Raw genomic sequence first — 14,237 nt, 5'->3', positions numbered from 1 at the left:
GTATGGAGCTTTTTATATGAAATTAATAGCTATATTAGGTTGCTCAAAGAATGGTAACACAACTCAAATAGTCCAGCTTTTTGAGAAAAAATTAAAAGAACAAATTGAATGTGAAGTAGAGTATTTATATTTATCGGATTTTGATATAGGTTTTTGCACAGGATGTCATAAGTGCATCTTTGATGATGAGAAGAAATGTCCTCACCATGTAGAAGTAAGAAAACTAGAAGATAAGATTATGCATTCAGACGGTTTAATTTTAGCCTCACCTGGTTATATGTTTAGTGTGACTGGGGTTATGAAGAATTTTTTAGACCATGTTGCTTACAATTGTCATCGCCCTAAATATTTCTATAAGAATGCATTTATAATTGCCAATTGTACAAGATGGCAAGAGAAAAGTGTACTTACACCTATGGAGGTTTGGCTGTCAGGAGCTGGATTTACTGTAAACGGCAAGATGTATGTTGATATGCTACCATTCCCTCTTAAAGAAAAAATATTACATAAAAAAAGAAGACTCATTGAAAAAAAAGCTCATAAATTTAGTTCTATACTCAAAAAGGATGTTGACTTACAACCAAGACTAGGAGAATTAATGGTATTTCATGCCTTTAAAACGCTAAGTAAGATAGCGCCTAATATTTTAAAAGCAGATGTTAGGTACTATGAATCTATTAATGCTTATGAGAAATCTGTCAAGTGGTATATACCTGCAAAAATATCTTTATTAAAGCATTATATGGCTAATATGATGGCGCATAAGATGGAGAAAGAAATATCCAAGATGATCGATCAAGATGAACTTCACAATGTTCAGGATAGATACATAACACGTCTATAAGATAAAGCTTATTAGACCAATCAAGTTATAGTATTTACAGGTAGAGGTGAGAAGGCTGATATAATGATTTCTGTTCATCTGCTTGGTAAACATAAAGATATGGATAAGATGTATGCTTTAGCACAAGTAGTAGAATTACAAGTAAATTATGAATTAAAGTTCAAATCTGAGTGGATAGATACTATTTCAATATGACTAATAGAAGAAAGTAACAATTACAGAGGGAGACAAAATAATCATTGTATAACAGTGCTAACTCATTCCTAGGTCATATACAACATGAAGTACTGGAGTGATTGAATGAAAGGTAGTCAACTATTTAATACTCAAGCCTAATCGGGGACGAACGCCCAAGTTAGTGAGAATCATCATACACGTACCAATGGAAGGTGGGCCCAAATATGAAGTTATTCCGCCTTACAGTGGCCAATACAAATTAAGCAAAATTGGTCGAGGTTCGGATTTAAGGATGAAATAAGCTTTAATGAAGCTGGAACTGGAAGTAATCGCTGACCCTAAAGGAACTGGCGGTGAATGAGTCAATAGATGATTCAAGCCTAATAAAAGAATTAAACGGAACCCGAACTTCTTGATTTATTAATTAAATCAAGAGAGGGGAATTTTAGGCTTGGGTAGACAAAGTGAAAATCAAGGGTTTGTATGTAAAAATTGTGGAGTGAAAGTGATCCAATTGAGCAATGGTAGCTATAGAAATCATTGTCCTTACTGCTTATATTCTTTACATGTCGATAACAAACCTGGCGATAGAGAAAATTCATGCAAGGGGCTAATGAAACCCATAGGAGTTAAAAATACATCTAAAAAGGGTGTGCAGATAGTCCATGAATGCATGAACTGTGGAATACAAAAAGTTAACAAAATAGCAGAGTATGATACACAGCCAGATGATTTAGATGCAATTATAAGATTGATGTAAAAGTTGTAATGACAGTTTTCATAGTTCACTGAGAAGAATTTAGGGATGAGTTAGCAGTGTTATATAGAGAGGGAAAAAAGATACTAACTATACTGGAGTGAAGATCATGGTGAAGAAATTAAAAGAAGAAGATAGAGCAAAAGCATTAAAATTATTAAGTAAAGAGCCATCAATTAATTTATTTTTAATTGGTGATATTGAAGCATTTGGCTTTCATGAAGAATTTCAAGAATTATGGGGCCAGCATAGTGATAACGGTGATTTAGAAGGTATATTATTGAGATTTAATGAGAATTATATCCCCTACTTCACCAATACTGAATTTGACAATACTGAATTTATGAAGATTATTCTTAAAGAGCAAGGAGAAATGATGATTTCTGGCAAAGAGAGTATTGTTTCAAAGTTTGAAAGGGAATTACCTAACCATCAGTCAAGAACAACCTATTTCTGTGAATTAACGCATAGTGGGCAACTTGAAAAGGAGCAAGGAGATAGGATTAGAGTTGCGCAGGAATCAGATGCTGAGAGAGTATATGATTTTATTGAAAGTATTGAAGAATTTAATGGAATAGGGAATAACATTGATAGAATTAAGCATAAGATTGAAACTGGTACTGGTAGAATCTATTACATGGAAAATGCTGAAGGTGAAATGATATCAGTAGCTCAGACAACTGCAGAAAATTCAATGTCAGCTATGGTTGTGGGTGTCGCCACATTAAAAGGATACAGGGGAAAGGGTTTAATGAGTAGTTGCTTGTCAAAACTTTGTAAAGATGTCTTGTTGGAAGGAAAGACTTTATGCCTTTTTTATGATAATCCAAAAGCTGGAAGTATTTATCATAGATTAGGCTTTCAATCAATTGATAAATGGATGATGATAACTAAAAAACAAGATTAATGTATGATTCATAAAGACAGTGTTATGACACATTATATGGGAGTAAATTAATGAGATTATATTTTTTAAAATCAGAAAGATTAGGGTTCTCTAAGTGGGAGAAAGAGGATTTGGAATTAGCTGTAGGGCTTTGGGGAGACTATAATGTTACACAATTGCTTGATTCTAGGGGCAAACTATCTAAGGAACAAGTGAAAGAAAGATTGGAAAAAGAGTTGAATTTAGAAAAAGAATATGGTGTACAATATTGGCCAATTTTTAATTTGAAAACTGAAGAGCATATAGGGTGCTGTGGACTTAGACCCTATGATCTTTCAAATAATATTATGGAAATAGGTTTTCATTTGAAGAAGGCTCATTGGGGACAAGGATATGCATATGAAGCAGCACAGAGAGTTATAGCTTATGTTTTTTCTGAAACGAATTGCAGAGGTCTTTTTGCTGGCCACAATCCAATGAATATTGGATCTCGGAAACTCTTGGAGAAATTAGGCTTTGTTTATACTCATGAAGAATATTATCCAGGAACTGGTTTACATCATCCCTCTTACATACTAAATCATAGTAGAACAATGTAATCTAATGAGATGTTATATTCGTTATTACCTAGGAAAATGAAAAACTTCAAGGGGGAAATAACCTATTTGTAATTGTAATACCATTCCTATAATGAATCATAGATTATTGTAAGGGGCTGAGAGGAGCACTAGGAATGGATATTGATTTAAGGCAAGAGGATTTAAATGAAGAGCTAAACTGTCACTATGTTATAACATCTGAGGATTATGTAGATATTTATTATAGAATGAAGGGAAACATAGAAGAAGCTGCCAAACAATCAGGAGCAGTATGTGTTCAAGATATAGTTGATGGTATTCCTTTATTCCATATAAAAATGGAACCTGAAGATTGCCAGGAGTTTTATTTTAATAGTGAGTACTTAGCATTACCTAATCTATATGGACTATCAAGTATAAGTAGTATAGAAGCTGCTGGGATAGGTCCAGTTATTAAAAGTGAAAGTTTAGCAGTTACAGGAAATGGGGTTCTAGTAGGAATAATCGATACGGGCATTGATTATACCCATGAAGCTTTTATATATGAAGATAATACAAGTAAGGTTGTAAATATATGGGATCAAACCCTTGCTGGATCGCCTCCAGAAGGCTTTCTTTATGGGACAGAATATTCACAAGAACAGATTAATGAGGCACTTCAATCAGAGGACCCCTTATCAATCGTACCTTCCACTGATGAAATTGGTCATGGAACTTTTTTAGCAGGTCTGGCTGCAGGAAGACCAAAGCGGTCAGAAAAGTTTCAAGGGGCAGCACCTGATGCAGATCTAATTGTAGTTAAGTTAAAGCAGGCTAAGAAATGTATAAAAGACTTTTTTCAAGTTAAAGATGGTGCAATAGCTTATGAGACTAACGATATTTATCAAGCTACTAAATACATATTAGCAGTAGCCAAGAAATTCAAAAAACCAATTGTTATTTTATATGCTTTTGCTTCATCAGATGGACCACATAATGGAAAAAGTAAATTTGAAGAGTTTTTAGCCCAACAAGGAGACTCCATAGGCGTTGTTATCATTACGTCAGCAGGAAATGAAGCGAATACAGATCATCATTATCGTGGGATTATCCCAGATGGTGAGAATAAGGATAAGGTTGAAATGAATGTGGCAGAAAATGAAAAAGGGGTTTTTTTGAATGCGTGGATTCCACTTCCAGATAAGTTCAGTATTGAAATAATCTCACCAACTGGAAATACTACTGGAATTTTCCCTTTGAAATCACGCACATGGCAAGACTATACCTTTGCCCTAGAAGGTACAATGGTTCATGTACACTATGATTTGTTAGATGAACGGGCTGGAGGGGAAATCATTACTGTCATTATTAATAAACCTTCAGCTGGTTTATGGACACTTGTCATTCATGGGGAAACTGTTATTAATGGAGTATTTGATATATATCTGCCTACTAAAGGTTTTATCGAAGATGATACTATTTTTTTAAAACCAGATCCCAATATAACTGTTGTTATACCATCTACAAATCCTGGAACGATTACAGTAGGTGCTTATAATGAAGTAATAAATAGCATCTATTTCTCTTCCGGTCGTGGTTATACACGAGAGAATAGAGTAAAACCTGACATAGTTGCTCCTGGGGTTAACGCTGTTGGACCATATCCAAACAATCAATATGGTGTTATGTCTGGAACCAGCGTGAGTTCTGCAATTACTGCAGGAGCCAGTGCACTTATATTAGAGTGGGGTATCGTTAAAGGGAATGACTTAAGTATTAATACTACAGCAACTAAAGCATATCTGGTACGAGGAGCAAATAGAAAGAAAGGGCTAAAATATCCCAACAGAGAATGGGGATTTGGTGAATTAGATCTATTAAACACTTTTAAAGAATTATAGAGATGAAATAGCAAAAAACTAATTATAAGGAGGAGAGCATCTTGTCTCAAAAAAGTATGTTTCTGAAAGATACTATTGATAAAAATGGATTTCTTGTCCTGAATCATTCCAAGGATTTACCAAGTGTAATGGATATAGGTGGCGATTGGTATTCAGTTTTAGAGTTAATCGAGGAACGTCATATATATGTCTGTAAACTTATTAAGGGAAGAACAACATATCTATCAAAAGAACTTTATTATGCACTTAAACCTTTTCTGCAAGATGCAATACTTAATGAGGAGGAAGAGAAAATATATTCTTTTATAGATACAAATGAAGACGTGAATACGAAAATCCTCAAATTTGCTCTAAACTTAGAGTCTAAAGTATTTAAAAAAGCACTAGAAAACATGCAGAAGAATTTGCTCATAACAGTTTTACATGGTGACCAAACTTTAACAGCAAGTTGGTCTACGTATTGTTGGGGGACTTTTAAGCAATGGGAAGAGACTGACCCACACCCAATAATTATGGAGGTAGAGGAGGCATATGAAGTAGCAATCAGGTTTCTAAGTCCATATTTAACAGAAAAACAGTTGAAGAATCTTCTTAAATTGAAGGCCTGATGCCAATTCGTTTGAATAAAAAATATGGTATAATGGATGGACAAGTGTTATGTGTTTGTCCATTTTTGTTATTTAGATGAATACATTAGAAAGATGGTGATACCAGTGAACATAGATGATTATTTGAGAAGAATAGGTATTAGTGATGAAATACTACCTAATCTAAAAAGTTTAAGACTTATACATAGGCAACATTTACAATCAGTACCATTTGAAAACTTAGATGTACATCTGTATAACTCAATCAATCTTGATGAAGAATCATTATTTAATAAGATTGTATCCAGGAACCGTGGTGGTATTTGTTATGAACTTAACTATTTGCTTTACCTGCTACTAGCAAAAATAGGATTTAAGGTTATTCTTCTTGGTGGAAAGGTGCTGGAAGAAAATGGTTCATACTACGACCATCTCCTGATCAAGACAAGAATTCATTCTGAAGAATACCTTGTGGATGTAGGCTTTGGTGATAATTATTTTGAACCATTAAAGTTTATCTGTGATTTAGAACAAGAAGATTTAAAAGGGATGTTCAAAATTGAAAAAGTTAGTAAAACTTCATATAAACTATGTCATAAGGTGGAAGAGGTTTATCAACCCGTCTATACCTTTATTAATATAGAAAAGACTATTGAAGATTTTGACGAAAGAATAGCGTATTTTACACAATCACCTGACTCACTCTTTCGAAAAAACTTATTTTGCTCAATTGAAAAAACAAGTGGCAGAACATCTTTAAAGCAGGATAAAATAATCATTACTAATAATAACAGTAAGAAAGAGTATAAAGTAGTTTCAGTAAAGAATTATTATGAACACCTTAGAAGCAAATTTAAATTACATCTTACACCAAAAGAACTAGATAGTATTGATAAATTATTCTTTAATTAACGTTACAAACAATATAATGAAAATATTTTTTCCATTCTTGTATCGGATCTAATGAAGTCCACCTATAGGATTAAGTAACGATATCTAATCATATTAACATAATAATATAAACGAATCTTTAAACAATCCCTGCTCAGAAAAGTGAATTATAAGCAAAAAAGTATTTATATACATAGAATTATCATAATTTCAATAAAAAACCTCCTTTTGTCAAGGAAATCTTAAGATAAAGACGTTATAATAACGAATCATATGATTGTATGATAATGGAGGGAGGGAATAAATAGTGTGGAAGCTAAGACTTTGCAAGCTATAAAAGCATTTAATACTCCGGCGAGAATTGTAGTAAGAACAATAGATAGGCATCCTCATCATTGGCATGATGGAATTGTCATTATACAGGTATTGACTGGTCATATTAAACTCAGAGTATGGGCTGAAGACCACTACCTAAAGGAGAATGATATCGTCATCTTCAATATTGGTGAAGTCCATCAACTAGAAGGTGTTACAAAAGGAAACTTAGTCTTAATAGCTTTTATCGAAGCATCCTATTGTAGAGAGCATATAAAAGGATTTGACCAAATCATTTTTTTCTGTAATTCTGTAAAGTATGAGAGATTTAATCCTTATAAATATCAAAAACTTAGGGAACATATAGACTCTCTTGCTACATGTTTAGTAACAAAAACAGATATAGAGGATATTGTTTTGGGTTTAGTTGAGTACATTTGCAATGAATTTGACTATATAAGTGTAGGAATGTATTTAGAAAAATTCTCTGCAAGATCCATTAGAAGGTACAAAATGCTTTATGAAACAGCATTTACAACAGATGGTCACCTTAGAAAACTCAACATGAAAGAATTAGCAGATTATATTGGCATTAGCTATGATCATTTAAAAAAGGATATTCGTGAAAAATTTGGTTATGGATTTAAATGGTTAAAGAATACAGTGATGGTTCAGCAGGCTTGTAGGCTTTTACTTACTACAAATGAACCTATCATACATATAAGCTTCATATGTGGTTTTTCTGATCCCAAATATCTAATAAAATACTTTAAAATCTACTATAATTGTACGCCTTCACAATTTAGAAGCTTATATCGCGATAGCAGTTGTGGGCAGAGTCTATATAATGAGTATACTTTAAAAGAAATATTCCAATATACTAATACAAAATTTTCAAAAACCCCCTTTTTATCAAAGAAAACTATGTAGATAAACGTTATAATAAGTTAAAGTTGATAGTCACAGATAAAACGTTTAACTATAATTGTTGAGATGGACTAGTTATTAAATAGGTATTAATTACATAATTTTTGACAGAGGAGAGGATAGTACTTACGATCTCAGACTTGATGAGAATCATGAAGCAGTTAAGTATTAAGAGAGAAAAGATGAGACGGGTATGGCCTCACCAGAAGAACTCACTGCTACTGCACTGCAATCAGCATCTATAGAAGAGGTGGCAGGTTCAAGTGACAATTTATCGCAACTATCACAAGAGTTACAAGAGACTATAGCAAAATTTAAATTATAAACTGGCAAAGAAAAAGCGATTAATGTTAGAGGTCGAGTAAAAGGGAAAAGCTAAGGGTGAAAAAGAGATAGTGAAAAGGTGACTAGTTGAAAGAAGCTAGTCGCCTTTTTAGAGTTATTTTGTAAAAAAAATATTATTTTACATGAATAATGATTGACAGTTAAAGAATAAAGGTATAACATCATAAAGGTTAGACTTTTTAACTATTCAATGAAACGAGTAAATAATATTATAATTTATATAAAGGAAGAGTAAAATGTCAAAAGAAAATATCAACTTTATCGATGAAGTTCGAAGAAGAAGAACATTTGCAATTATATCTCATCCCGACGCTGGGAAAACTACTTTAACAGAAAAGTTCCTCTTATATGGTGGAGCTATTCGATCTGCGGGATCTGTAAAGGCAAGGAGATCACAAAAACATGCAGTATCTGATTGGATGGAAATTGAAAAGCAAAGAGGTATTTCTGTAACGTCAAGTGTACTTCAGTTCGAGTATAATAATTTTTGTATCAACATTCTTGATACACCTGGTCACCAAGATTTCAGTGAAGATACTTATAGAACATTAATGGCAGCAGATAGCGCTGTGATGGTTATTGACTGTTCTAAAGGGGTTGAAGACCAAACAAAAAAGCTATTTCAGGTTTGTAAGATGAGAGGAATACCTATCTTTACATTTATTAATAAGATGGACCGAGCTGGAAGAGATCCCTTCGATCTATTAGAGGATATAGAAAAAGTACTAGGTATTAAGTCATACCCAATGAATTGGCCTGTTGGTAATGATAATAGTTTCAAGGGCGTTTTTAATCGCCAAAAGAATCAAATTGAACTTTTTGGCGATGGTAACCATGGTCAATCAATTGCTGAAATAATAACAGGTGAAATATCAGATGAAAAGTTCACAGAGCTTTTAGGTGAAGAGGTCCATAATAAGCTACTGGGAGATATAGAATTACTAGATATAGCTGGTGATGAATTTGAAGTTGATCAAATACTTAACGGGGAACTTACCCCTGTGTTTTTTGGTAGTGCTTTAACCAACTTTGGCGTTGAACCATTTTTACAATCTTTCTTAGATATCACTACACCTCCTCAACCACGTAGTAGTAACTTAGGTGATATTGATCCAGAAGGTAAAAATTTTTCTGGCTTTATATTCAAAATTCAAGCCAACATGAATCCAGCTCATAGAGATAGGATTGCTTTCTTAAGAATTTGCTCAGGAAAGTTTGAAAAGGGTATGGCTGTGAATCATGTACAAAAAGATAAGAAGGTTAAACTTGCTCAACCACAACAGTTTTTGGCGCAAGATCGTGCCATAGTTGAAACGGCTTATCCAGGAGATATTATAGGTATTCATGACCCAGGTATTTTTAATATTGGTGATACATTATGTCAAGACCAATCAAAATTAGAATACGCTGGGATACCACAATTTGCACCTGAACATTTTGCTAAAGTATCTACCATCAATTCACTTAAGCGTAAGCAGTTTTTAAAAGGAGTTACTCAATTAGCTGAAGAAGGATCTATACAGGTGTTTAAACGCCCCAATATAGGTGTGGAGCAATTAATCATAGGTGTAGTTGGTGTTCTTCAATTCGAAGTCCTTGAATACCGTTTAAAAAATGAGTACGGTGTTGACATTACTATTGAACGACTACCTTACCGATATATCCGATGGGTGGAAATGGATAATTTTAATGCAAATACTTTTTCACTGACCATGGACACAATTATTGTAGAAAATGAAAAGAAAGATCCAGTATTATTGTTCAAAAATGAATGGTCAATTAGACATGTCATTGAACGAAATGAAGGTGTTATTTTAAAAGAAACATCTATGTAAGATCTATTAAAGTTATATTTTATCAAAAAAATACTAGAAGGTCTCTGAGCAACCGTAGACCTTCTAGTTTTTCTTTTACTTGTTGAGGGGAAATTATAAAGAGCGATAACTCTATAGGTTATCGCCCTTTTACCTATGTCAGGCGTGACACAGGTGATAGCAATGAGTAGTCAATTAAGACTATAATTGCTATCAATAAAAGTATGTCCAGTTCCGTTGATTTTTATACAACAAAAAATTTTATTTATAATTTAAGTCTCTTTGATACACATTTCATATAAAATGATTGATGCAGCAACACCTACATTAAGAGAATCGCACTTACCTAACATTGGTATAGAGACTTTTAGACTATTTTCTAAGTTCCAATCCTTAGAAAGACCATATCTTTCATTTCCAACGACTAATGCTGACTTATTGCCATAGTTGACTCTTTTAAAACTATGTTGGCTATGTGGATCAGCTAAAACTAATGTATAACCATTGGATACAAGCCATTCTTGACAAGCGATTGCGGAATCAAAAAAGTACCAAGGAATGGTAAAGGAGCCGCCCATACTAGCTTTAATTGTTTTATAACTGTTAATTTTCGCCCTTTCATTAACGATAATAACTGCATCTATTCCTGAGCCATCACAGGATCTAAAAATGGTACCTATATTCCCAGGCGTTTCTAATCCGTCTAAAACGATTAATTTAGTTATGTTACTCATTTCAGTATCTATTTTGAAATGAGGTAAAGTACATATGGATATTAAGCCGGAGGCTTTGTCTTTATCACATAATTTTCTTATCACTTTTTCAGATACATAATAGATGTCGTTAGCTTGGGCCAAACACTTTCTATATATGGAGTCTTCAAATGGTGTTTTAATGAGATCGATGCAAACGATTAATGACTCGATATTTACTCGACTATCCATAACTTTTTCATGATCCCAGTGACCTTCAATGATAAATCTATAGGGATGGCATTTATCACCTTTTTTAAGTTTCTTTATACTCTTTATAATATCATGTTGCATTCCAATATATTTTCTTTGCATATTCTCTGCGCTCCTTTATTTTATTAGATCTAAAATAAGGATGCAAAGCCTACATTCAAAGAAACTACTCTAATCTAGGTATAAGCTCATAGTTTTTTCTATTTATAACTAGATAGTGATGCCGGCAATGATTTAGCGCCATGCAAAATGCCAGTCTTTAAAAAGTAGACTCTGCATGGCGCATACCGAATAAGGTGTGGTTAAGTAAGAACATCGTTTCACTTCCTTTCAATTGATTAAGGATTAATATAATTTAAGCTTAAGCCAAGAAGAAAGATTATTCAAGTGATAAAACTATTATAATAATTCTTGTGTGAGATTAGATGTAAGTTGTATTAATTAATAGGAGTGATAATATCTTTGATAATCCCACCTTTAGGTATTGGTGGACCATCTATATCACGAAAATAAAGAGGCAATCCTTCAGTTAAGAACATGCTAGTCGTCAGAGGGTTTTGACGCTGATGATGGATGTGGAGGTGAGGCTCGCTACTAGAGCCTGAATTACCAACTCGAGCTATAGGTGTACCTTCCTCTACATACTGACCAATCTGTACAAGAACTGAATCTTTCTTCAGGTGTGCAAAGATTAAGTATGTATCTGTTGTATCCAATCGCATATAGATATAATTACCCATCATGGTTTCATTATCAGCTGCCCCAGGCAAAATATCATCTTCTTGGTCATACACATCTATGATGATTCCTGAAATGGGAGCAATAACTTCAACGTCATATATGCCGTAATCGGATAATTTATTACTGGACACAGAGTAGGGGTCTATCAGTAGATCATATGCCCATCGCTCCATAGGAACAATAGCATGAGGGCGATTAGTTTCAAGGCTGTTTCCTCCCCAACCAACAACAGTAGTTTGATCAATAGGTAAACGAATTGAAGCAGCAGGTAGTATAGGGGAATGAACTGGATATGCCATTTGTCCTATATCGAAAAGCCACAGAATGGGGTAACCCATCATCAAAGCAATTAGTAGAGCGGCAGTTAAAGCATAATGAATTTTTCTTCCACGAACTAATCTGGAACCTATAAGTGCAATCAGTACAATAACTATTAGTGAAGCAATTATACTTCCTCCGATAATAAACCACCAACATACAACACCAATGATTCCGCCTATAAAAAAGACACTGATCCATTCACACAACAGTACAACAAGAAGTAATACAGGAAGTATATAAGCACGTTTTTTAGTTAACATTTACAACACCCTTTCAAATACTGAAATAGTAATTATTTGATAGCTTTCGAATATTTAGACGAGTAGGATAAGTTTTTCACTTCAAAAAGATATGATTTTATACTGAAAATTTTATAGCGAATTTGATAAAGGTAGAAAATAAAAAAACGTATCTATTTTGTAATTAAAATAGATACGTTACTTTTAATATTTAATCAACTTTAAATTTATCGGATAATTGTTTTAATCTTAATGCTTTCTGATTTAGTTCAGTGAGATTAGCACCAATTTCTTCAAATGAAGCAACTTGCATTTCAATAATACTATTAATCTGTTTAACAGATTCTGCATTATCAGTTGTAGTTGAAGATATTTGCTCGATGGCTTTTGTCATTTCTTCAGATATGTTTGCTTGTTCTTTAGAAGATGAAGAAACAGCATTACTATGCTCAGTTATAACTTCAACTGCACTCAGAATCCTTTTAAATTGCTCTTTTGCTTGATTGGATTTTTCAACGCTAATGTCTACACGTTCTTTGCCTTCTTGAATAGCTTGATCTGCAAGATCAGTATTATCTTGGATTTCTTTTATTAAATTAATAATTGAGGCTGCTGAGGCTTTACTTTCTTCAGCTAGTTTTCTCACCTCATCTGCTACAACAGCAAAACCTTTACCTTGCTCACCAGCCCTAGCAGACTCTATAGATGCATTTAGAGCTAAAAGATTTGTTTGACCAGCGATACCATCAATTATATTGACGACTTCACCAACACGTTCTGAAGTAAATTTTAACTTTTGAATAGCCTCAAAAACTATTCCGGTAGAGTTATGAACTAGAGCATTTGCTTCTACCACTTCATCAACATATTTCTCACCTAAAGTTGAATAATCTAAAGTATCACAACTATGCTTTGATGTTATAACTGTTCGTTCAGCAATAGCATCAGCATTATTTGATAATTCTATGATGCTGGCATTTGTTTCTTCCACAACGCTAGCTTCATGGATGCTGCTCTCTGATACCAAAGCCGTCTTATTAACGATTTCTTCCATCCCGAGATTACTCTGTTCAAGAGCGGAAGATATCTCATCAGAAGCTTGACTTAGATAGTTCACATCAGATTTTACTTGAGCTACTAAACTTTGAATGTTTTCAACAAAAATATTATACCAATGACCAAGTTGCTGGATTTCATCATTTGTTTCAATATGTACACGACCAGTTAAGTCACCATCGCCATCAGCAATATCTTTCATAATAGTTGTTACTTTTTTTATAGGTTTCACTATTTGTCTATGGGCTCTAATAATCCCAAAAAGAAGAATTAAGAAACCACACAGTAGTATAATAATTTGCTCTAACTTTAAAACAAACAATTTATGATCATAGTTTTCCTGGTACTTGCCAACAATTTGATTAATTTCATTTTTGATCAATAAACTGTTTTCTGTTACAAATTGTTGATTGCTTGTAACGGATTGTCCTTCAAGAATTTGTCTTATGGCTAAAGAATATTTTTCAGTATCTTTCTTAACCTCTAAGATGGTTGATACAAGTTCATCATTATTATTTGGAGAAATTTTATATTGAGTATCTCCATCAATTAATGCATTCATAATGTCATCATATGTTTCAAGTTCATTTTCTAAGATAGTTTTGCTTTCATCTAAAAGTTCTTGATTATTTGACTCAAGAGCTTCAATATATTCAAGAGTATAAAAACCTAAAAGCATGGTTCTCATTCGTTGACTTCCTGATAGATTAATTGCAACACCATCATCACTCATGGCATTAAAAGTCGCAAATGAAAGGAGAACACTAACTACAAAGGGAATAAAAACAAGCAACAATATAACAGCTAATTTTTTACCTACTGAGTTGAGTTTAAACATCTTTTACCTCTCTTCCTATATTTTTAGATACGTATATAAGTATATTCTAACATATAATACCATAAAATATCAAATT

The 14,237-nt window shown here is 33.2% G+C and carries 14 protein-coding genes; 11 read left to right on the top strand and 3 right to left on the bottom strand.

The window, feature by feature from the left end:
• Positions 1-16 precede the first annotated feature (16 nt).
• The 11 genes from C1Y58_RS12035 to C1Y58_RS11995 all read left to right on the top strand — a co-directional run bounded on the left by C1Y58_RS12035 (position 17) and on the right by C1Y58_RS11995 (position 10,022).
• Positions 17-844, top strand: coding sequence for a flavodoxin family protein (locus C1Y58_RS12035; protein ID WP_105616290.1), 828 nt, complete (start codon positions 17-19; stop codon positions 842-844).
• 63 nt (positions 845-907) lie between these two features.
• Entirely contained in the window at positions 908-1,039 is a 132-nt protein-coding gene (locus C1Y58_RS27045; protein WP_278286099.1) for a hypothetical protein, read from the top strand.
• Positions 1,040-1,472: 433 nt separating this feature from the next.
• Complete coding sequence (locus C1Y58_RS12030; RefSeq protein ID WP_105616289.1) at positions 1,473-1,781, top strand: RNHCP domain-containing protein; 309 nt, start codon at positions 1,473-1,475, stop codon at positions 1,779-1,781.
• Between the two features lie 106 nt (positions 1,782-1,887).
• Positions 1,888-2,685: a GNAT family N-acetyltransferase gene (locus C1Y58_RS12025; protein ID WP_105616288.1), complete on the top strand. Its 798-nt coding sequence runs from the start codon at positions 1,888-1,890 to the stop codon at positions 2,683-2,685.
• A gap of 50 nt (positions 2,686-2,735) precedes the next feature.
• Positions 2,736-3,263 carry a GNAT family N-acetyltransferase gene (locus tag C1Y58_RS12020; protein WP_105616287.1) on the top strand — a complete coding sequence of 176 codons (528 nt, stop codon included), beginning with the start codon at positions 2,736-2,738 and terminating at the stop codon, positions 3,261-3,263.
• A 134-nt stretch (positions 3,264-3,397) separates the two neighbouring features.
• A complete protein-coding gene (locus C1Y58_RS12015; RefSeq protein ID WP_105616286.1) occupies positions 3,398-5,122 on the top strand; it encodes a S8 family peptidase in 1,725 nt (574 codons plus the stop codon).
• Positions 5,123-5,163: 41 nt separating this feature from the next.
• Positions 5,164-5,730, top strand: coding sequence for an AlkZ-related protein (locus C1Y58_RS12010; protein ID WP_105616285.1), 567 nt, complete (start codon positions 5,164-5,166; stop codon positions 5,728-5,730).
• Positions 5,731-5,766: 36 nt separating this feature from the next.
• Entirely contained in the window at positions 5,767-6,621 is an 855-nt protein-coding gene (locus C1Y58_RS12005) for an arylamine N-acetyltransferase family protein (RefSeq protein WP_105616284.1), read from the top strand.
• A gap of 288 nt (positions 6,622-6,909) precedes the next feature.
• The gene (locus tag C1Y58_RS12000; protein WP_105616283.1) at positions 6,910-7,845 is read left to right on the top strand and encodes an AraC family transcriptional regulator; all 936 of its coding nucleotides are present in this window, start codon (positions 6,910-6,912) and stop codon (positions 7,843-7,845) included.
• Between the two features lie 190 nt (positions 7,846-8,035).
• Complete coding sequence (locus C1Y58_RS27040; protein WP_278286098.1) at positions 8,036-8,167, top strand: hypothetical protein; 132 nt, start codon at positions 8,036-8,038, stop codon at positions 8,165-8,167.
• 256 nt (positions 8,168-8,423) lie between these two features.
• Entirely contained in the window at positions 8,424-10,022 is a 1,599-nt protein-coding gene (locus C1Y58_RS11995) for a peptide chain release factor 3 (RefSeq protein WP_105616282.1), read from the top strand.
• 251 nt (positions 10,023-10,273) lie between these two features.
• On the opposite strand, the gene C1Y58_RS11990 is transcribed toward C1Y58_RS11995, so the two are convergent.
• From C1Y58_RS11990 to C1Y58_RS11980, 3 genes are all read right to left on the bottom strand, one after another.
• Positions 10,274-11,068: a TrmH family RNA methyltransferase gene (locus C1Y58_RS11990; RefSeq protein WP_105616281.1), complete on the bottom strand. Its 795-nt coding sequence runs from the start codon at positions 11,066-11,068 to the stop codon at positions 10,274-10,276.
• Positions 11,069-11,403: 335 nt separating this feature from the next.
• Positions 11,404-12,288 (bottom strand): M23 family metallopeptidase, encoded by an 885-nt coding sequence (locus tag C1Y58_RS11985; RefSeq protein ID WP_105616280.1) that lies wholly within the window; start codon positions 12,286-12,288, stop codon positions 11,404-11,406.
• Positions 12,289-12,478: 190 nt separating this feature from the next.
• Positions 12,479-14,161 carry a methyl-accepting chemotaxis protein gene (locus C1Y58_RS11980; protein WP_105616279.1) on the bottom strand — a complete coding sequence of 561 codons (1,683 nt, stop codon included), beginning with the start codon at positions 14,159-14,161 and terminating at the stop codon, positions 12,479-12,481.
• Positions 14,162-14,237: the final 76 nt, after the last annotated feature.

This window comes from Vallitalea okinawensis (assembly GCF_002964605.1).
Classification (GTDB): domain Bacteria; phylum Bacillota; class Clostridia; order Lachnospirales; family PQDH01; genus Vallitalea_A; species Vallitalea_A okinawensis.
The sequence above is the reverse complement of the archived record's forward strand: the minus strand, read 5'-3'. Positions and strand labels throughout refer to the sequence as shown.